This is a genomic window from Rhizobium sp. AN6A, from assembly GCF_900215635.1.
GTDB classification, from domain to species: domain Bacteria; phylum Pseudomonadota; class Alphaproteobacteria; order Rhizobiales; family Rhizobiaceae; genus Agrobacterium; species Agrobacterium tumefaciens.
In genome coordinates this window covers 1535371-1554955 of record NZ_OCNC01000003.1, presented here as the reverse complement: position 1 = coordinate 1554955, position 19585 = coordinate 1535371, and the positions used below count along the sequence as shown (strand labels likewise).

The following is a 19585-nucleotide window of genomic DNA, read 5'->3' as shown; positions in this document are numbered from 1 at the left end:
ATAATACCGGGACGGGTATCCCATATTCTCTGCGGAAGGCGGAGAGCATTCCTCCCCGCCGCTCCAGTCGGTTCAGCGCCAGGAATAGCCATGGCTGTGGCGCACGAGCTTGCGCGCTCTTGGGACATAACGGCTGGCGGCAATGGCCTCCGCACCGATGACCGCGTAGCGCGGCTCGAAAAGCTGCTTGAGACACGAAACATCGCCATTGGAATCGGTCGCCTCCAGATCGGCATCGACAAGATCGAAAACCGTGAAATCCGCGCGCTGGCCAACATCGAGGCGGTTTTCCATGTCGAGGCGGATGATGGAGGCCGGATTGCGGGTGACGGCCTCGACGACATTTTCGAAGGGCATATCGACCGAAAGCAGCTTCGACATGGTCGTCGCCAGATCCCAGACGGGGAAATTCATCGAATGGCCATGCAAATCCGTGGAGATCGAGAAGGGCAAAAGGCCGCGCGCGATCGCCGCTTCCGCCACCTTGAAGGAGAAGGATGCACCGCCGTGGCCGATATCCAGCCGGATGCCTTCGCCCGCGCAGCGTTCCGCGAGGTTGAACAGGTCCTCATCTTCCATGATGCTGGAGCCGGACTTGCCGTTGAAGCAATGGGTCACGACATCGCCGGGACCGAGAATTTCCAGCACCTCATCGTAGAGCGCAGGCGGTTCACCCACATGCACCATCATCGGCACTTTCAGGATCTTGGCTATCTTCTTGCCGAGTTTGACCGGCGTAACACCCCAGGAGCCCGTAATGACATGGCTCGCCCGCACCTTGAGGCCGACGATATGCTCGCTGTTCTCGGCATAACATTCAAGGATGCGGTCGAGGTCGATATCCTTGATATCGCGCAGTTCCGGCACCCGGTTGCAGGCGACAAGTCCGATGGAGCCGAGATTGAGGAAGGCCTTGATGCGTTCCTTCGAGGGTTCAATGATATATTCCCGGAAACCGTGGAAATTTGCTTCCCCCGCCGAACCGGCATCCACCAGCGTCGTCACGCCGCGCTCCGCTCCGCATTCTGAGGGACGGATGGAGATATCGGTGCCGCCATGCCAGATATGCACGTGCAGATCCACCCAGCCGGGCGAGACGAATGCGCCCTTTGCGTCGATGCGCTGCGCATCCGCCGGCACTTGAAGGGCAGGCCCAACCGCCGCGACCTTGCCATCGCCGCCGATCAGGATATCGGTCTGGGCCTGTGGCGCGCCCTTTTCGAAGCCGACGGGTTTCACATTGGAGAGAAGAATGGGAGCTTGAAAAGGCGTTTTTGCCTGTTCACCGGACGTCATATTACAAATCCCTTCGCAGTCTTGGGTCGAGCATGTCCCGCAGCCCGTCGCCGACCATTTGCAGCGAGAGCACGGAAAGAATGATGGCAAAGCCGGGGAAATAGGTCATCCAGTCCGCCTGGCCGATATATTGGCGGCCGGCAGAGATCATGGTTCCCCAGGTCGGAATTTCGGGGCTGACACCCAGCCCCAGAAATGAAAGGCCGGCCTCGGCCAACATGGCGCTGGCGAAAAGGAAGGTGCATTGCACGAGGATCGGCGAGATCAGATTGCGCAGCACATGCCGCGTCATGATGTGGAAGGTGGAGATGCCAAGCGCCTTGGCCGCCTCCACATAGGGCAATTCCCGGATCACCAGCGTCGAGGCGCGCACGATGCGGGCAAGGCGCGGCGAATAAACGACGGCAAGCGCAATGATTACCGTCGTCAGCGACGGCCCGAGTGCGGCCACTAGCGCGATGGCCAGCAAAATATCCGGAAACGCCATCATGGCATCGATCAGTCGCGCGATCGGCGTATCCAGTTTCTGGAAGAAACCGGCAAGCAGGCCGAGCGTGATGCCGATCAACGCCGAGAGCGCCACCACGGCGGCCCCCACCAGAAGCGACAGCCTTCCCGCAAAGATGGTACGGGAAAAAACGTCGCGGCCGAACTCGTCGGTGCCGAACCAGTAGAGTTCGCTCGGCGGTTTCAGACGGTTGACGATCGACAGTTTCGATGGCGAATAAGGCGCGATCATCGGCGCGAAAACGGCGAGCAGCACGAAGACGAGCAGCACGATCAAACCGGCTGCGACCGTCTTGCGCTTCAACAGACGCCGAATGAACAGGACGGTCGGGTTGCGCGCCGGCTGGGCGGTGGAGGTGATATCGGCCATCAGTAACGAACCCTCGGATCGACCAGCAGATACAGCATGTCAATGGCAAAATTGATGAGCACGTAAAGCCCGGCGATGACGAGAAGCGCGCCCTGAATGACCGGATAATCGCGCCTCAAGACGGCCGACACGACGAGATTGCCGACGCCCGGCAGGCCAAACACGGTTTCCGTAACGACCGCGCCGGAAATCAGCACGGCGGCGGTGAGACCAAGCACGGTGAGGATGGGGATGAGTGCGTTCTTCAGCGCGTGTTTCATCACAACCCGGCGTTCTTTGACGCCCTTGGCTCTGGCGGTGCGGACGTAGTCGTCGCCGAGAACATCCAGCATCGAGGCGCGGGTAAAGCGCAGAATGAGGGCGGAAGAAACGAGGCCGAGTGCGATGGCCGGCAAGGTCAGGTGATACATGCGCTCGAGGAAGCTTGCGCCCGGACCGCCATATCCCGACACCGGGAACATATCGAGCCGGACTGCGAAGAACTGCATGAGGATCAGGCCAAGCCAGAAGCTCGGAATACTCGCCGCCAGCATCGCAATGGTTGTCGCTGCCTGATCTACGAAGGAACCGCGCCGGTAAGCGGCATAGATGCCGATGGGAAGCGCGATGGCACTGGCGATCAACAGCGAAAAGATCGTCAGGAAGAAGGTCGGTTCCGCCCGATCCAGAAGCGCCGATCCAACCGGCATGTTGAGGAAGATTGACTGGCCGAGATCACCGCGCAGCAATTGCCCGATATAGTAGACATACTGCACGCCAAGTGACTGATCGAGCCCGAGCCGGGTGCGCAATTCCGCAATGTCCTGCGCCGAGGCATCCGGCCCGAGCATCACCGCCGCCGGATCACCGGGCGTGACGCGCAGGATGATGAAGACGATGGTGACGACGAGAAACATCACCACGATCATTCCGGCAAGTCTCTGGAAAATATACCGTATCACGTATGAATGCTCCGAAGCGCGTGATGGGCCGCTCTCAGGCGACAGTTGAACAGAGTTGTCGACGAGTGCCGGTAAACCCGGCGCTCATGGCTGGAAAACTCCCGCCTCCGTCATGCCGGATCTGATCCGGCATCCAGCCACCGCGCATCTGCGTGGTGAAGGCGTCCTCTTGCGGTCAAAGACTTGATCGCGCTGGCCCCCTGATTCAGTCCGGGGTCACGGAGTGCGGAGCGGTCTTACTTCGTAACCGAAGCATTCCAGAAATAGGGCCAGGGAGCCGGATCGACGCCATCAAGCTTGTTGGACTTTGCCGCCACGGCGTTGAAGTCGCCGATCTTGATGAGCGGCAGCTCGTCATAGATCGTCTTCTGCACCTTGGCCCAGAGAGCAATGCGCTTCTCCGGATCAGCTTCCGAGGTGAAAGCGTCAACCGCCGCCTTGCGCGTCGGCGTATCCCACCAGCCCGGCGAACCTGTGGAAAGCGCGCCAATCAGCGCCGGCTCCGGCAGGAAGGGGCTGTGGCTGATGTAGATATCCCAGAGCTTCGGGTCGGCACGACGCTGCGTCAGCGTCGCCCAGTCCACCACCTGCATATCCACCTTGAAACCGGCAAGCTTCAGATACTCCGCTGCCACCTGCGCCATTTTGTAGTGGAACTCATACTGACGGCTGGTGAGGATGCGCAGCGGCTCGCCATTATAACCGGCGGCCTTCAGCTTTTCGGCTGCGGCCTCCGGGTTGCCGACATTATAATTGCCTTCGACGCCCTCTTCCGAATGCCAGGAGAAATTGGACGGATAATAGGCGCCATCAAGCGCATAGAAATCCGTGCTGCCGAACGCCGCCGCCAGCATGTCCTCCATGTTCAACGCTTCGGTCACCGCCTTGCGGACCTCCAGCTTGGAAGACAAACCTTCCTTGGTGTTGAATACGAAGACCGGATAACCGAAGGGCTTCAGCATCAACGGCTGCGAGGCCGAGGAGGACTTCACCTTGGCGAAGGATTCCACCGGAATGGAATCGACGTAGTCATACTGGCCGGAAACGGCGGCCTCGACACGGGTATTCGGATCGGGAACCGGAACGAAACGGATTTCATCGAGATACTGATGGCGCGCACCGCCATATCCGTCACTTTCACCGTCACGAGACTTGTAGCCGTCGAAACGGACGAGCTGGATATATTGGTCCGCCTTGCGTTCCTTCAACATATACGGGCCGGTGCCGACAAATTCTGTCATCGGCTCAGCCTGCTTTTCAGCGGGCAGAATGATGGCTGCGGAGTTGTTGAAAGCAAGCAGCGAGGTCAGCGGCGCATAGGGCTGCTTGAGGGTGATTGTCACCGTATCGGCATCAGGCGCGGATATATTGTTGATGAAACCGGCGACCTGTTTTCCGCGTGATGCGATCTTCATCCAGCGGCCAAGCGAGGCGACGACATCTTCCGAGGTCATATCGCTGCCGTCATGGAACTTGATGCCCTTCCGCAGCTTGATCGTGTAGGCTTTGCCATCCGCACTGATGTCAGGCAGGCTTTCCGCCAGAAGCGGCGTCACCTTCCACCCCTTGTCGAAGGTGTAGAGCGTTTCGAAAATATGTTGCGTGACAATGCCGACGAGATCGGCCGTTGAGGCCATGGGATCGAGTGTCGGCGGTTCGCCGATCGTGGCGACATTGATCACACCGCCCTTTTCCGCAGCCATCATCACCCCCGGCGCAAGCATCAAAGCGGCAGTGGCGAGAAATGCAAGTTTACGTCTCATTGTTAAGCTCCCAGCTCTTGGTTCCGACCTTATAAGTTCCATTATTATGTTATATCAATCTTTATAACAGAATAACTCGATAAGGCGTCTTGTCAATGACAATGCGGCGCGAGGAAGGGTTTCCAAGACAGGCGAAATGGAAGACGGGCCTTTGCAAGAGGCGGAAACGGAACATAAGTCGATGGAAAACAGGCTATTTCGCCCGAAACACGACGCGCGGCAAACACCGCTGCTGCCAGCCGGAACTGCGGAAACTACGGCTGGCTTTCGACGGGAAAACGAAGAGGAGGAATTAAGAGGCTTTGATATTTCGCATTTGCGAACAAAGTGCTATTGAGGATCAGACCAAGACTAGATTACGACAGACATAATCTCGCATTCTTATTAATCGTTACGTTATTCGCCTTCCCCAGCCGTGTTTTTAAGGGCTGCAGACAGACCAGATATTCTAAACCGCCGAGCTTTATTCCAAGGCGGGTTATAAATTTTTATTACGTTGAAATTATTGAGGAAATCATGAAGACGGCAATCGTGCATGACTGGCTCACCGACAGAGGTGGGGCCGAAAAAGTGCTTCACAACCTTCTTGAGATCTATCCTCACGCGGATCTCTATTGCCTTGTCGATTTCATGAGCGATCGAGACCGGGGCTTTCTCGGCGGCAGGCCGGTCAACACCTCCTTCATCCAGAAACTGCCTTTCGCTCGGAAAAAATATCGCTCCTATCTGCCGCTGATGCCGCTGGCCGTCGAACAATTTGATCTCAGCGGCTACGATCTGGTGATTTCCTCAAGCTACGCCGTCGCCAAGGGCGTCATCACCGGACCCGGCCAGTTTCACGTCTCCTATATTCACAGCCCCATCCGTTACGCCTGGGATCTCCAGCACCAGTACCTGAAAGAATCGAAGCTTAGTCGCGGTTTCGCCTCGTGGATCGCCCGTGCCGTTCTTCACTATATTCGCATGTGGGACATCCGCACCGCCAACGGCGTCGATCTCATGACGGTCAATTCCAAATTCATTCGCAGCCGGGTTCGCAAATGCTACGGACGCGACTCTACGGTTATTTATCCGCCCGTGGATACTTCCCATCTCTCCCCTTCCGACCTGAAAGGCGATTATTTCGTCACGGCTTCGCGGCTGGTGCCTTACAAGAAGGTCCACCTCATCGTGGAAGCCTTTGCAAAAATGCCTGACAGACGACTGGTCGTCATCGGCGACGGCCCGGACATGAAACGCATCAAGGAAATCGCCACTCCCAATGTCGAGATTCTCGGCTTCGTCGGCAATGACGAGCTTCACAAATACATGGCGGAAGCCAAGGCATTCGTCTTTGCCGCCGAAGACGATTTCGGCATCGTCCCGGTTGAATCGCAAGCGCTAGGAACACCCGTCATCGCCTATGGAAAAGGCGGCGTACTAGAGACCGTTGTTCCTCTCGGCGCTTCCAATCAGCCAACCGGGCTTTATTTCCGCGAGCAAACGCCTGAAGCCATCTGCGCTGCGGTGCAGGAGTTTGTCGATAACTCCGACAGCTTCGACAAGAACGCCTGTGTCGACAACGCCGCCCGCTTTTCAAGTGAACGCTTCCTGCGAGAATTTGCCGATACCGTGAATTTCGCGCTGGCCGAGCGGGCCTGACAAGCAATTTTCAAGGTCGAATATATCCATATTGGATATTACCTGTTGACGTCGACAGAAAGGCTCACAAGTCGCGTGACGAGCCCTCTCTTATCCAGCGCCGCTTCGCCGTCGCCTTGTCCGCAATGCAGTCGCCGTGCATAATGATTCCTCGTTGTGAGCGAGACGGCCCTGACCGGCCTACCTCATGAGTGATTTGGTCTTTGTACAAACAGAGGAATATCACAAATTGGTATCTAGTAAATACCAAATCGTGATATTTGTGCGGAATTATGAGCAGGAAACGCGTTGAGCCAAAGACGCCGTTGGGAAAACGGCTGACCGAGGTCCGCGAAGCACTGAAATTTGACGAGCGTGAGCCATTTGCTGAGGCACTAGGCCTGACAGTTGCAATGCTTGGTTACTATGAACGGGGCGACCGTATTCCCGACGCTGGCGTTTTGGCCCTTTATCGTGAGCGGTTCGGCATAAATATAAGTTGGCTCGTGGCCGGTATGGGCGACATGTTTGACACGGCGCCAGCGGCACCTACTCTTGCCTACGACGTTGCCCTGCTGCAAAAAATCAGCGACCGGGTCGAGACGATCTTCACGGAGTGCAGCCAAAAGTCGCCTACACGGTCTACAATAACGGAGGCCGCGCTTATTTATAACGAACTGGCCAAAACCATATCGGACATTCGCGACGTCCAGATGGTAGAGGCAATTTTACCCGTACTTCTGCTACGCTTCAGGGAGCGTATAACAACAGCGGGATTGGGCCTCGGCAAATACGAATCTTCAAGGTTTTAGTAGTCAGCATATTTATACAGATGCCATAATAGACATATTTTCAATCTAATTCAATACTTCCGAGATATGATTAGTATTTCATAATAAATTTCGTATCCATCTCAACTAAATAGCTCACTAAATTATAAATAATTTTAAAATTTACATCAGGTGTTTTTATGGAATATAAGGCGTTGCGTGATCACAGCTATGATATAGCCAAGGGTCTCGGCATAATTATGGTTGTCTTTGGTCACACGGAAAGAGGTTTGAGTGTTTCCGGTATGCCGACGCACTTCAGCCTTATGGGCTTTATTGACTACACGATTTACACCTTCCATATGCCGTTTTTTTTCTTCGTGTCTGGACTTTTTTTCTCCGAAAAAAATGTCGCCCCGAAGGATTTTCTTGCCAAGCTCGGAAAGAATATCGCTTACCCCTATCTGTTTTGGTCAATTCTGCATGGCAGTCTGATGGTGGCTATGGGGCGTTTTGGTCTCACTAACACGACCATAGATTTCACCCGTGTCCTCGAAATCCTGTGGAACCCGATCAGCCCCTTCTGGTTTCTCTACGCATTGTTTTTCTGCCAACTTGCATCATATGTTTTCGTTCAGGTGCCTTCGCTTGTCCGCATGGCATTTGCGCTTGCCCTCTTCACGCTTTTTTATCTGTACAGCCAGTCTGTTCCTTTGGATATCGCATATGGGCTCGTCTATTTCACACTTGGCATTGTTGCCAAGAAATATGGTTTTCGGCAGAGGCGATACACGGTACGCTCATTTCTCGCGCTTCTCGTCGCCTTTGCGATTTCCACCTATTTCTCGTGGCAAACCGAAATTCCTGAACGGCTTCCTTTCCCATCCGCAATCCTCGGCATATTCCTGATTATCGCAATTTCGCAGGCGCTCGTTATTCGCGAAAGCGCGATTTCGTTGATGTTTAAGACACTCGGCCAGTTATCCGTCGGCGTTTATGTCATGCACATCATCGCTATCGGCTTTGGCCGAGCTGTCGCGGTGAAGCTTTTCCACGTAACGGATATGGCGAGCTTGCTGGCGATCACGACCGTTATCGGCGTTGCCATACCGGCCATCGTACAGATGGCCGCTATCCGCTTAGGGATTCAAGAGTGGCTGGCGCTGCCAGCCTCCGCCCACCGTAAGCGTGAAACCAGCACCGCAGACAAGCCGGGGAGACTGAGGATCGGCCGCTGACGCAGGGAAAACATCATGTAAAACAACCAATTATCGTGTTTTTAAGTCAAACCTGCAAGAAACTGGACAAGCGTGACAAAACTGCACTAGCGCTATGCGGTAATCGCAGTGATTATGGCGTCCGATTGAATATTGAAGAACGACGATACTGACACCATTCGGGTTCGTGAATATTGTGCACGCTACGGATTTTCCGGCGCAATCGAGCGACGACTTAACTTGAAGCATCGCCTGAACTTAGGCAATAAGCCTGATGCAAGCGTAGACATTTCGTGACACGATTCTGCTAAACGGATGTAATGCCCGGTAGAGATTTGATTTACCGGTGTAAAAAATATGAAGTGCCGATTTTTATAAAACTATACGATGTCCGGTTTGTTTCTTTTTTCGGACGAAATTTATTTTGAGGACCAAATGCGTTTATTGAATGTTTCGATTCTGCTTGCCTCCGCAGCACTTGCGGGGTGCACCGTCACCGCGGCATCAGGCCCCGATGCGGCAACAATCGAATCCAACGCTTCGGTGAAATTCAGTTCCAAGGACAAAAAGAAAACCGCGGGCGTTGACTACGCCCTCATCGATATCAACAGTTCCGTCCTGAACTATGTCGGCGATACCACCACCGCTACCCTGCTCGGCAGTTTCGGCGGTGGCAAGGGTGGTGTTCCGGCGTTGCCGATGGGCGTTGGTGACGTGGTGCAGGTCGCAATCTTCGAAAGCCAGGCGGGCGGGCTTTTCATTCCAAACGATGCGGGCAGCCGTCCCGGCAACTTCATCAGCCTGCCGAACCAGACGGTAGACCGGGAAGGCAATATCAGCGTTCCCTATGCCGGCAAGATCCGCGCAACCGGCCGCAATGTCGAGGATGTGCAGAGCGAGATCGAGGAGCGTCTGGCCAACCGGGCGATCGAACCGCAGGTCCTCATCACCAAGATTTCCAGCCGCTCCGCACAGGCATCCGTGCTTGGCGACGTCAAGGAGCCGACGAAGGTCCAGCTTTCAGAAGCGGGTGACCGCGTTCTCGACGTCATCTCCTATGCAAAAGGCCTCAGCGCCCCGAATATCGAATCCTATGTCACGCTGATCCGTCGCGGCAAGACCGCGCGCGTCAACTACAATCACCTTGTCAGCACGCCTTCCGAGAACATCTATGTGGTTCCGGGCGACACGGTCATGGTGGAGCGTGAACGCCGCACCTATCTCGCTTTCGGCGCTTCCGGCCTCAATGGTCGTTTCGAATTTGAGGACGCCGCGCTCAAGCTCTCGGATGCACTGGGCAAGGCGGGCGGATTGCTCGATTCCCGTGCCGACCCTGCGCAGGTCTATGTCTATCGTACCGTCAAACGCGATCTTCTCGTGAAGCTTGGCATCGACATGTCCAAGTTCCCGGGACAGGAAGTTCCGGTAATCTTCCGCGCCAACCTGCGCGATCCCTCAACCTTCTTTGCCACCACGAAATTCCCGATGCAGGATCGCGATATCATCTACGTCACCAACTCGCAGGCGACCGAACTCTACAAGTTCCTGGATCTCGTCGGCTCCGTTCCCGCAACGGCCGGCAACGTCTCCGAGGATGTGCTTGCGACGCGCAACGCCATCCGGGCGTTCTGATCCTCGGCAACTCGCCGCTCCTGTTCAAAGCCGCCCCGGAAACGAGGCGGCTTTTTCTTTTGGCCACGAGTGGGGTCAACTGTCGTGCATCGAACCCGGCGACTGGCATATGCCCAAAACCGCCACAACCCTTGTTTCGCAAGGCAACATGACGGCAGACATCGTCGCCGCCATTACAAAAGTTTAAGGTGATTTTGCAGCGCATTGGGTGTCTTGTGGGAGCTAAAGCTGCTCCCAGGGCTTGCCGAACATGTTCGGGAAACATGTATTGCTCTCATTTTGCGGAACCGTCAGATGAAACGTTTCTGGACCGCCCTCAGCGTTCTCGCCATCGCAGCCGCCGGCGCGTGGTATTTTAAAGATCGCCTGCCCCTTGATCAAATTCGCTACCTCAAACAATTCGCCAGCGTTTCGCCACATGCAGAAACGGCAACGGCCGATGGATCTGCCGGCAAGAAGGGCCAGACGTCGCAGAACGGTCAAGCCGGCCAGCAGACAGGCCAGAGGCAAGGTGGCGGGCGGCGCAATGGCGGGCCGCCTACCGTCAGCACCATCGCCGTCAACAAGGCGACGTTGCCAATGGATGCAACGGCGACTGGATGGGCGGTTGCGGCCGACATCACCAATATAGCGCCGCTTCAGGCCGGTCTCGTCACGGAAATCTCCGCGAAGGACGGCCAGCATATCAAGGCGGGTGATCTGATCCTCAAGATGGATGACCGTATCGCCCGCGCAGCCGTCGACAAGGACAAGGCCAATATCGCTGCCGATCAGGCGACGCTGGAACAGACGGAAGCCGCCTTCCAGCGCGCCGCCAATCTGGTCAAGCAGAGCGCAGAGTCCCAGCAGGTACTGGATCAGGCACGGGCAGCCCGGGACAGCGCCGCCGCCAAGATCGATGCCGACGAGGCGGCGCTCGCTTCCGACCAGGTGACGCTCGAACATATGGAGATCCGTGCGCCCTTCGATGGGCGACTTGGCGATGTTACCGTCAGCCCCGGTGCCTATCTCAGCGCTGGCATCAATATTGTGACGATCACGAAATACGATCCCATCTCTGTCAGTTTTCGCCTGTCGCAGCGCTACCTGCCGCAATTGCGCGAAGGCGTTCAGAAGGACACGGCGGTCGATGTAGACCCGGCGGCAACCGGCGGCGAGCCCATGAGCGGCATGCTGCGTTTTTACGACAACGTCGTAGACCAAACGTCCGGTACCGTACTTGCCAAAGCGGAATTCAAGAACGATCGTGGGCTGTTGTGGCCCGGCCAGTCCGTCAACGTCACGGCTCATTTCGTCTCCGACGCGGAGATGATCGTCGTGCCGACGGTTGCCGTGCGGCCGGGGCCGAAGGGCAATTTCGTCTACACCGTCGATGACAACCACCGTGTTCATATGACGACCGTGGAAGTTGCCCGCTCGAACGGAGATCTCACCGCCATTGCAAGCGGCCTCACCGGCGGCGAGCATGTGATCATCGAAGGCCAGTCGGGACTTGCCGACGGTCAACAGGTGGTCGAGCAATTCTCGGACAAGGGCGGCGCGGCCGCCAATCTGGCCGCCAATATTCCGCAGCAGGAACAGGTGGGTAACCCATGATCCCGAATTTCTGCATCAACCGACCCGTCGCAACCACCCTTCTCGCCATCGGCCTCGTGCTCGCCGGGCTTGCCGGTTTCCGCCTGTTGCCCGTCGCTGCGCTGCCGAAAGTCGATTTTCCGACGATCAGCGTTTCGTCGTCGCTGTCGGGCGCCTCACCGCAAACCATGGCCACCTCAGTCACCACGCCGCTGGTGAAGCAGTTCGAGACCATTCCGGGTGTCAGCGAAATCAGCGCCACCAACACGCTGGGCAACAGCTCCATCGTGCTGCAATTCGATCTCAACCGTGACATAGACGCAGCGGCAGCCGATGTTCAGGCGGCGATTTCGCGCGCACAGCGGCAGTTGCCAAGCAACATGACGACAACGCCGAGTTACCGCAAGACCAACCCGGCCGATGCGCCGGTACTGCTGCTTGCCATCAACAGCAAGGAGATGCCGACCAGCAAGGTGGACGAAATCGCCGAGAATATCATCTCGCCGCTGCTTTCAACCATTTCCGGCGTCGCGCAGGTGAGTATCTACGGCGCGCAGACCTATGCCGTGCGCATTGGCCTCGATCCCTCGCAGCTTCAGGCAAGAGGGCTTGGCGTCGATACCGTCACAACCGCCATCGCGCAGGCGAACAATCAGGTGCCCGTGGGCGCGTTGCAGAATGACAACCAGCGCCTGACGATAGAGGCAGACACCCAGCGCACCGATGCGGCGGCCTTCCGCTCGCTGGTGGTGGCGACGGGCAACGGTGCGTCCATCCATCTCGGCGATATCGCCAATGTCACCGACAGTATCGACAACCCCAATGCCGGCAGTTGGTTCGATGGCGAACAGGCGATCGTTCTTGCCGTGCAGCGCCAGCCGGACGCCAACACCGTTGATGTGGTGGATGCCATCCGGGCCAAGTTACCGGCGCTGCGCCAGCAATTGCCGCCCTCGGTCAATATCAACGTCATGAATGACGCCTCGACCGCGATCAAGGACGCGATTGCCGACGTGCAGTTCACGCTGCTCCTCACCATAGGGCTGGTGGTTGCGGTTATCTATCTCTTCACCGGGCATCTGACGGCGACCATTATTCCGGGCCTTGCCGTGCCGCTATCACTGATCACCGCCTTCGGTGCCATGTATGTTCTGGGATACAGTATCGACAATATCTCGCTACTCGGACTGACATTGTCGGTCGGACTTGTGGTGGACGATGCGATCGTCATGCTGGAAAACATCCTGCGACTGCACGAGGAAAAAGGCCTGACGATGCGCGAGGCGGCCCTTCAGGGCGCCGCGGAAGTCAGCGGCACCATTCTGTCCATGTCCATCTCACTGGTCGCAGTGTTCATTCCCATTCTGCTGATGGGCGGAGTGATCGGCAGGCTGTTTAACGAATTCGGCATGGTGGTCACGCTGGCAATCATGGCGTCGGCGCTGGTTTCGCTGACTGTCACGCCCATGCTCGCCTCACGGCTTTCGGGTCATTCCTCCAGACCGCCGGCCATCATCCGTTGGTTCGACGCCGGCTTCGAACGCACGCTTCGCCTCTATGGCAAGGCCGTCGGCTGGTGCCTTTCCCATCGCCGCGTGGTTCTGGGCGCATTCCTGGCATCAGTTGCAGCATCGCTTTATCTGTTCGAGACTTTGCCCTCCAGCTTCTTCCCGCAGGAGGATATCGGTCGCCTTTCCGTGTCGACGCAGGCGCGTGAGGACATTTCCTATACCGCGATGCGTGATCTTCAGGCGCAGGTGGCCGATCAGATCCGCAAGAACCCGGCCGTGGTGCATGTCACCTCTACAGTCGGCGGCAACTCCCGCAACCCGCTGAATAACGGCTCGATGTTCGTGGAGCTGAAACCGAAGGAAGAGCGTGCACCGCTAAGCCAGGTATTGGCGGAACTGGGGCAGGCGACATCGAAGGTGGCGGGCATCCGCACCTATATCAATCCCCAGCAAAGCTTGCGTTTGGGCGGGCGCAGCTCCGCCAGCCAATACCAGCTCGTCATTCAGGGCCTGAATGCCGACGCGACCAATGAATGGTCGAACAAGCTGATGGAGGCGATGCGCCGCGACCGCACATTCGCCGCCGTCAATTCCGACGCTCAGAACGGTGCAATCGCGGCGACGATTTCGGTCGACCCGGAAAAGGCAGCCGCCTTCGGCATTACCAACGACCAATTGCGCAAGACGCTTGAAATGTCGTTCGGCGGTTATACGGCGGCGCAAATCCAGTCGACCGGTGATAGCTATGATGTGATCGTGGAATTCGACAGCTCGAAACAGTGGAATGACGATTTCCTTAGCGACATCAACATTCTCTCGGCAAAATCGGGTGTTCTGGTTCCGCTTTCCAACTTCGCCGCCCTCACCCGCACACAGGCGCCGGTGACCATCAACCAGACGGGCCAGCTCGTTTCCACCACGGTCTCCTTCAACCTGCCGGATGGCGTGGCGCTTTCGGATGCGACGAGCCGCATTGACCAGATCAAAACTACCATAGGCCTGCCGCAGGACGTGTTCACCAGCTATGGCGGCACGGCGGCGATATTCCAGCAGAGCCAGGGCAATACCGGCATCCTCATTCTTGCGGCGGTGTTGACCATCTATGTGGTGCTGGGTGTGCTTTACGAAAGCTTCATCCACCCGCTGACCATCCTTTCCGGTCTGCCGGCGGCGGCTTTTGGCGCGTTGGTGGCGCTGAAGGTGATGGGCATGGATTTCTCGATCATCGCGCTGATCGGGCTGTTGATGCTGATTGGCATCGTCAAGAAAAACGCGATCATGATGATCGACGTGGCGGTGGAACTGATCCGCGAAAAGGCCGAACTGCCCACCCGTGCCATCCACGAAGCCTGCGTGCGCCGTTTCCGGCCGATCATGATGACGACCTTCTGCGCGCTGCTGGGCGCCCTGCCTATTGCCCTCGGCTCAGGCGCCAGCTCGGAACTGCGCCAGCCACTTGGTGTTGCCGTGGTCGGTGGTCTCATCGTCTCGCAATTGCTGACGCTATTCATCACCCCGGTCATCTTCGTGGAAATGGACAGGTTGGGTACCTATCTCACCGGGCTGTTTTCGCGCAAGAAATCGGCCGAAAAACACGCGGAACCGCAAAAGCCGGAGGGTGCCATAGAACCCGACTCCGTCGCGGCATAGATCGTAGATACGCATTTCCGGACACAAACCGCGATGCGGTTTCTACCGGAAATACGCTAATGCAAGCTTCCGAGGCGCTCCAGTGCCTCGGAAAATCCCTGTCCCTGCAACTGGAACGAAACCGTTCGGCCCTGCAGATCGGGGGCCTCTATCGTCAGGGTTTGTCCGGCCTTCAGCGCGGTTACAAGTTCGACGAACGGCGTGAAGGAAACGATGCAGCCCACGGGCAGACACGTGCTGACCTGAACTTCCTGCAACCGCACATTTCCGGATTTTACCGAAAACAGCTTTGTGACGGCAAGACCGAAAGGCATGACCATGGTGCCGGAAAGCTTACCCGGCGTCCCGACATCGTCCAGCCGGAACTCGACGGAGACGACCAGTTTGCGTGTCTTCTCCTCAAGCTGGACCTGAGCGATGGCGCAGAGCGGTTTTGCCGTCTCCGCCACCGGCGTACTGGCGTCATTATCATCTTTTTTCGCAGGCGCGACGCAAGCAAGCTGCCAACTCCCGTGAACCTCACGCAACGGCGCGTCCGCCTTTTTTTCTGCATCTTGCGCGAGAGCACCGCCTGCCACCAAACCGGCGGACAGGAACACCGTGAGAGCCGTTTTCCAAAGCGTGTTTTGACTGCGCTTCATCAGAAACGAACTCCAAGTTGGGCTGAAGCAGATTGATCCAGCAGACCCGCGCCAAAAACCGCGCCGTAACGGAATGTCAACGTGGCGGATGGGTTGAGATTGTAGCTAAGCCCCAGATTGATCAATGCCACGTCGCGCGCCATGGCAGCACTTGTCACAGAAAACGCACTGCCGCCCTCGTAGAACAATGCGCTCTCCATCATCGGATCGCCATAGACATGACGCCACCCGATATCGAGCATCGCGCGTCCAAGCATCCCCTCCAGCGCAATGTCACGGCTGATGCGCGCTCCGAGCGTCGAATAAAACTCGTCGTGGCTGGTGGCACCCGAAGACACGGCGGCGATACCGCCCATCTCCCGGAAAGGATCCGTCCGCGTATTCACGTAAGCGATATTGGCGTAAGGCTCGATATGGGTGAGATCGAAATCGAACCGCCAGGCGGCTTCGGCAAAGACCTGCGTGGTGGAAGCGTCGTAACCGGCGGTGAGGTCTTCCTTCAATGTTGAAAAAGAAACCGCCCGGCGGGTTTCGACATCCTGAAAGGCATGGGTTGCACCAAGACGCAGGGATGCAGGGCCAATTGTTTTACCCGCATAACCCGCCACATAGTAGCTGTCCACGTCAGCAAATGCAGCAGGAGAACTCTGGCTGATCACATCTCGGCCGTAACCGGCTGCCACCCCGGCACGCCAGCCATCAGCCAAATCTCCCTCAACACCAAAGAGGACGCCACCGCCCTTCATGTCGGCCGATACGCCGTTGCCATCGTCATCGATGCGACCGCGGGAGCCGAAACCACTGGACCAGAACGTGAGGGAACCCTCGTCAATGTCAAACGGGTTTGACCCGCCTTCAGCATAGGCGACCGGAAGGATCGGGCGCGCATCGACACCTTCGAAAGCACTACGCAGCCGGTTGAGAATGACATCGCGGGTGAGTTGGCTGCGGTTGATCAAAGCCATGGCAAGCGAGGGATGAATTTCCCCGGCAAGCTGCGCGAAGGCGGATTGGGTTTCGCCCTGCTGCAGAAACACGGCCGCCTCGTAGAGCTGCGAGCTTTCCCCAAGCGCCTCTATGGCGTTGGCGGCCCCGCGCGCATTGGCCGTCGATGTTTCAGCGGCCAGAAAGCCGGCATCCGGTGATGCCCGGGCGAAGGAAAGATAGGTGGTGCGGTCGTCAACACTCTGGGCTACCCTTGCGGTCAGATAGGCGAAATTTTCGCCGACAGTTGAAAACGTGCCGGTAATTCCGCCCGTTGCCGTCAGGATCGTGTAGCGGGTGCCGAGGCTATAGGCGGTTTGGTTCGCCAGCGACGTAACGACAAGACTGACATCATTGTCGATGGTGATGGTTCCGGTCACGGCAAGCCTGTCGGAATTGCCGGCGGCGTCGATTTCAACCTCATAGCGAGAGCCATTGGCAAATGTTGCGCTGCCCGTGGAAGCCAGCGTGCCGATCGAATTGCCGGGCGCGAGCGTGCCACCCGAGCCGACGGTCAGGCCGCCGATGGTGCCGGAGCCGCCAAGTGTCGCGCCGGTACCGACCGAAACAGCGCTTGCAAGCGAGCCATTGACGCTGAGCTTTCCAGAGGAAACCGCAGTGGTGCCCGTATAGGTACTATTTCCGGTCAAGACCAGATTACCATCGCCGGTCTTTTCAAAGGTACCAGTACCGCTGATGGCATTGGAAAGCGTGCCGGCACCATCGACAACGAGTTGCGCATCATTGGCGATGCCGCCCGAGCCGAAACTTTTTGCGGTGCCCTTCAGCGTGCCGGAAGAAATCGTGGTGCCGCCGGAATAGCTGTTATTGCCGCCAAGCGTTGTGACGCCAGCTTCGGCAACGACTTTGCCCGCACCTGAAATATCGGCTGAGAGTATATAGCCGGTCTCGGAATGGTTGAAGACGATGCTCCCATTGCCGGCACCGAAAGCAATCGTGCGCGCTTCCAACGCACCGGCTGAGCGGGCGGTTTGGCCCGCGGCAGCTCCGATGTTGAGCACGCCTGTGGAACCCGCCGACGCGGCAATGAGAATAGTGGGCGCAGCAAGCGAGGCTCCGCCGGTTATCTCCACGGAACCGTTTCCTGCATCGCCGACGACCATGAGATTGCCAACCGCAACACGCGATCCCACACCGCTGACCAGAACGTTTCCATTTGATCCCGCCGCACTGCCCGCATAGAGATCATAGGCAGCAAGCGATCCGCCGTTGGTAACGGCCAAGCTTCCGGAACCTTCAAAACCCACATCGACGGAGCCGGAGTTCACAACGCCGTTGTCGATATAAGCGGTGACGTTCGAACCCGCTCCTGTGATCGTCATCGTGCCGGAGGAACCGGCAAGATCACCGAGCATCACCTTGGCAGCTTTGATACCGCCGCCGGCGCTGACCGACACATTTCCTGTAGCCCCGCCTCCGTATCCGACAAAAAACGTTCCAGTCATCGCCCAGCTCGATCCGTCGCCCGCCACCGTTACGGTGGAAGTGGAACCGCCATGGGCCGCAACATAGCCGTCGCGGCTTTCCACCGTGCCACCGGCCTCGACGGTCATGGAACCGTTGCCGTCAAGGCCGACATTGAGATCGCCGCGGCTTTGCAATTTGCTGCCGACGCCGGATACGCGGGCGGAACCAGTACCACCGGCATTTGTTCCGATGATGATATTCGCTGCATCGACAAGGCCGCCGCCCGTGACCGCCAGCGAACCCGTGCCATTCACCCCCACCTCGAGGTCGCCGCGGTTGACTGCCCAGACCGAGCCCTGCCCATCCACGGCGGCAGCGCCCGTCGCACCCGCCACAACGCCAAGCCGCGCCGCCGTACTATCAACGGAGCCACCCGCCATAACGTTGAGCTTACCATTGCCGGCGGCACCGCCCGGATCGGCGACATCGCCACCGACCTGCAGGTCGCCGGTCTTCCAGTTCGAGCCGTCGCCGGTGACAGTCGCCTCACTTGCCGAATGGCGGCCGATAATGGCCTCGCCACTGGTTACGGTTCCTGCGGCCTCTACGAGAAGCGTTGCAGCTCCCGAATTTCCGACGACGAGCGATCCCCCGCTTTGCAGCGAGGAGCCCAGACGGCTTACCGTCACAGAACTTCCGTCCGCAGAAGCCAGATTGGCAATCACCGTCGTTGTCTGACTGATAACCGTACCGCCACCGGTTACGGTGAGCTTACCAACGCCTGCTTCGCCAACGACCATATCCCCGGACATGGTCCAGTGGCTGTCTTCACCGGAAACCAGCGCGGTTCCCGTCGTGCCGAGGTCTTCGGCCAGAACGCCTCTCGCGCTGTAAAGCGCGCTGGCGCCGAGCACCTCCAGATTTCCACCGCCGCCAGCTCCGGAAGACGACCCACTCACAAAAACGGTGTCGGAAGTCGTGAGAGTGGATGAATTGTCGAGCTTGAGGGAGCCATTTCCGGTCCCGCTTCCGCCAATAAGGACGTTCTTCGACGATGCCGTCGTGCCGTGCAAAAGGGAAAGGTTACCCACGCCGCTGTCTCCGATGGAGACGTCACCACCATTCTTCCAGTTCGCACCGATGAAATTTGCGGTGCCGGACGCGCCACTGACAGCGCCGAGAAGAACCGAATCTGTCTGCAAGCCGCCCTGCACCACCAGCGTGCCGGCCCCTGGCGCGGTGCCTATCAACAATTGACGGGCTTCAGCGCTCGTGCCTATCGTAATGACCGGGCCGTAGGTATCGATCATCACATCATCGCGGGCATCAGGCACGCGGCGCGACGGCCCCCAGTCCGCGTCGTTAAACCAGTCCCCCCCATCGGATCCCGTCCAGAGCAACGTTTCGGCGATAGCCTCTGATGCAGCGGCAAGCGAAAATATAAAGAAGAAAAGACCCGCCGTCCCGCAGACGAAAAGCCTGCTTGGCGTCAAGGCACGCATTTCCGCTGTCGGACAGGTTTCCCCTTCCGAAACATGGCAGAAACAAGCGGACATTCAGTCTCCCTAACCCGCGCGACGTGCGGTCTTCCTTTGATCGAGCGAATCATTTTGTGAATGAGATCAACTACGCCAGTTTGAAAGATGATTTCCAGTATGAACAGCGCAAAGCGTGGTTTTT

The 19585-nt window shown here is 57.7% G+C and carries 12 protein-coding genes; 6 read left to right on the top strand and 6 right to left on the bottom strand.

Annotated elements, in window-relative coordinates:
- Positions 1 to 72 precede the first annotated feature (72 nt).
- The 4 genes from CRO62_RS11005 to CRO62_RS10990 form a co-directional block, all read right to left on the bottom strand.
- Positions 73 to 1296, bottom strand: coding sequence for an amidohydrolase/deacetylase family metallohydrolase (locus tag CRO62_RS11005; RefSeq protein ID WP_097100173.1), 1224 nt, complete (start codon positions 1294 to 1296; stop codon positions 73 to 75).
- 1 nt (position 1297) lies between these two features.
- On the bottom strand, positions 1298 to 2173 hold the full coding sequence (locus CRO62_RS11000) for an ABC transporter permease (RefSeq protein WP_003500772.1): 876 nt from the start codon (positions 2171 to 2173) through the stop codon (positions 1298 to 1300).
- Entirely contained in the window at positions 2173 to 3114 is a 942-nt protein-coding gene (locus CRO62_RS10995; RefSeq protein ID WP_003510794.1) for an ABC transporter permease, read from the bottom strand. Before CRO62_RS10995 ends, CRO62_RS11000 begins: the two co-directional genes overlap by 1 nt.
- A gap of 236 nt (positions 3115 to 3350) precedes the next feature.
- Positions 3351 to 4877 (bottom strand): ABC transporter substrate-binding protein, encoded by a 1527-nt coding sequence (locus CRO62_RS10990; RefSeq protein WP_097100172.1) that lies wholly within the window; start codon positions 4875 to 4877, stop codon positions 3351 to 3353.
- A 516-nt stretch (positions 4878 to 5393) separates the two neighbouring features.
- Here CRO62_RS10990 and CRO62_RS10985 point away from each other — a divergent pair.
- From CRO62_RS10985 to CRO62_RS10960, 6 genes are all read left to right on the top strand, one after another.
- Positions 5394 to 6518: a glycosyltransferase family 4 protein gene (locus CRO62_RS10985; protein WP_097100171.1), complete on the top strand. Its 1125-nt coding sequence runs from the start codon at positions 5394 to 5396 to the stop codon at positions 6516 to 6518.
- A gap of 272 nt (positions 6519 to 6790) precedes the next feature.
- Entirely contained in the window at positions 6791 to 7309 is a 519-nt protein-coding gene (locus CRO62_RS10980; protein ID WP_097100170.1) for a helix-turn-helix domain-containing protein, read from the top strand.
- Between the two features lie 158 nt (positions 7310 to 7467).
- Positions 7468 to 8505 (top strand): acyltransferase family protein, encoded by a 1038-nt coding sequence (locus CRO62_RS10975; RefSeq protein ID WP_097100169.1) that lies wholly within the window; start codon positions 7468 to 7470, stop codon positions 8503 to 8505.
- 414 nt (positions 8506 to 8919) lie between these two features.
- Positions 8920 to 10116, top strand: coding sequence for a polysaccharide biosynthesis/export family protein (locus CRO62_RS10970; RefSeq protein ID WP_013761539.1), 1197 nt, complete (start codon positions 8920 to 8922; stop codon positions 10114 to 10116).
- A 294-nt stretch (positions 10117 to 10410) separates the two neighbouring features.
- Complete coding sequence (locus tag CRO62_RS10965) at positions 10411 to 11712, top strand: efflux RND transporter periplasmic adaptor subunit (protein ID WP_097100168.1); 1302 nt, start codon at positions 10411 to 10413, stop codon at positions 11710 to 11712.
- Positions 11709 to 14852 (top strand): efflux RND transporter permease subunit, encoded by a 3144-nt coding sequence (locus CRO62_RS10960; protein WP_097100167.1) that lies wholly within the window; start codon positions 11709 to 11711, stop codon positions 14850 to 14852. Before CRO62_RS10965 ends, CRO62_RS10960 begins: the two co-directional genes overlap by 4 nt.
- A 56-nt stretch (positions 14853 to 14908) precedes the next feature.
- On the opposite strand, the gene CRO62_RS10955 is transcribed toward CRO62_RS10960, so the two are convergent.
- On the bottom strand, positions 14909 to 15493 hold the full coding sequence (locus tag CRO62_RS10955) for an invasion associated locus B family protein (RefSeq protein ID WP_097100166.1): 585 nt from the start codon (positions 15491 to 15493) through the stop codon (positions 14909 to 14911).
- Positions 15493 to 19461 (bottom strand): autotransporter domain-containing protein, encoded by a 3969-nt coding sequence (locus CRO62_RS10950; protein ID WP_097100165.1) that lies wholly within the window; start codon positions 19459 to 19461, stop codon positions 15493 to 15495. The genes CRO62_RS10955 and CRO62_RS10950 overlap by 1 nt, the downstream gene beginning before the upstream one ends.
- Positions 19462 to 19585 lie beyond the last annotated feature (124 nt).

Coding starts and splice junctions, on each gene's coding strand:
- CRO62_RS10985 (WP_097100171.1), top strand. CDS start 5,394: ATGAAGACGGCAATCGTGCATGACTGGCTCACCGACAGAGGTGGGGCC.
- CRO62_RS10970 (WP_013761539.1), top strand. CDS start 8,920: ATGCGTTTATTGAATGTTTCGATTCTGCTTGCCTCCGCAGCACTTGCG.
- CRO62_RS10955 (WP_097100166.1), bottom strand. CDS start 15,493: ATGAAGCGCAGTCAAAACACGCTTTGGAAAACGGCTCTCACGGTGTTC.
- CRO62_RS10950 (WP_097100165.1), bottom strand. CDS start 19,461: ATGTCCGCTTGTTTCTGCCATGTTTCGGAAGGGGAAACCTGTCCGACA.
- CRO62_RS11000 (WP_003500772.1), bottom strand. CDS start 2,173: ATGGCCGATATCACCTCCACCGCCCAGCCGGCGCGCAACCCGACCGTC.
- CRO62_RS10965 (WP_097100168.1), top strand. CDS start 10,411: ATGAAACGTTTCTGGACCGCCCTCAGCGTTCTCGCCATCGCAGCCGCC.
- CRO62_RS10980 (WP_097100170.1), top strand. CDS start 6,791: ATGAGCAGGAAACGCGTTGAGCCAAAGACGCCGTTGGGAAAACGGCTG.
- CRO62_RS10975 (WP_097100169.1), top strand. CDS start 7,468: ATGGAATATAAGGCGTTGCGTGATCACAGCTATGATATAGCCAAGGGT.
- CRO62_RS11005 (WP_097100173.1), bottom strand. CDS start 1,296: ATGACGTCCGGTGAACAGGCAAAAACGCCTTTTCAAGCTCCCATTCTT.
- CRO62_RS10960 (WP_097100167.1), top strand. CDS start 11,709: ATGATCCCGAATTTCTGCATCAACCGACCCGTCGCAACCACCCTTCTC.
- CRO62_RS10990 (WP_097100172.1), bottom strand. CDS start 4,877: ATGAGACGTAAACTTGCATTTCTCGCCACTGCCGCTTTGATGCTTGCG.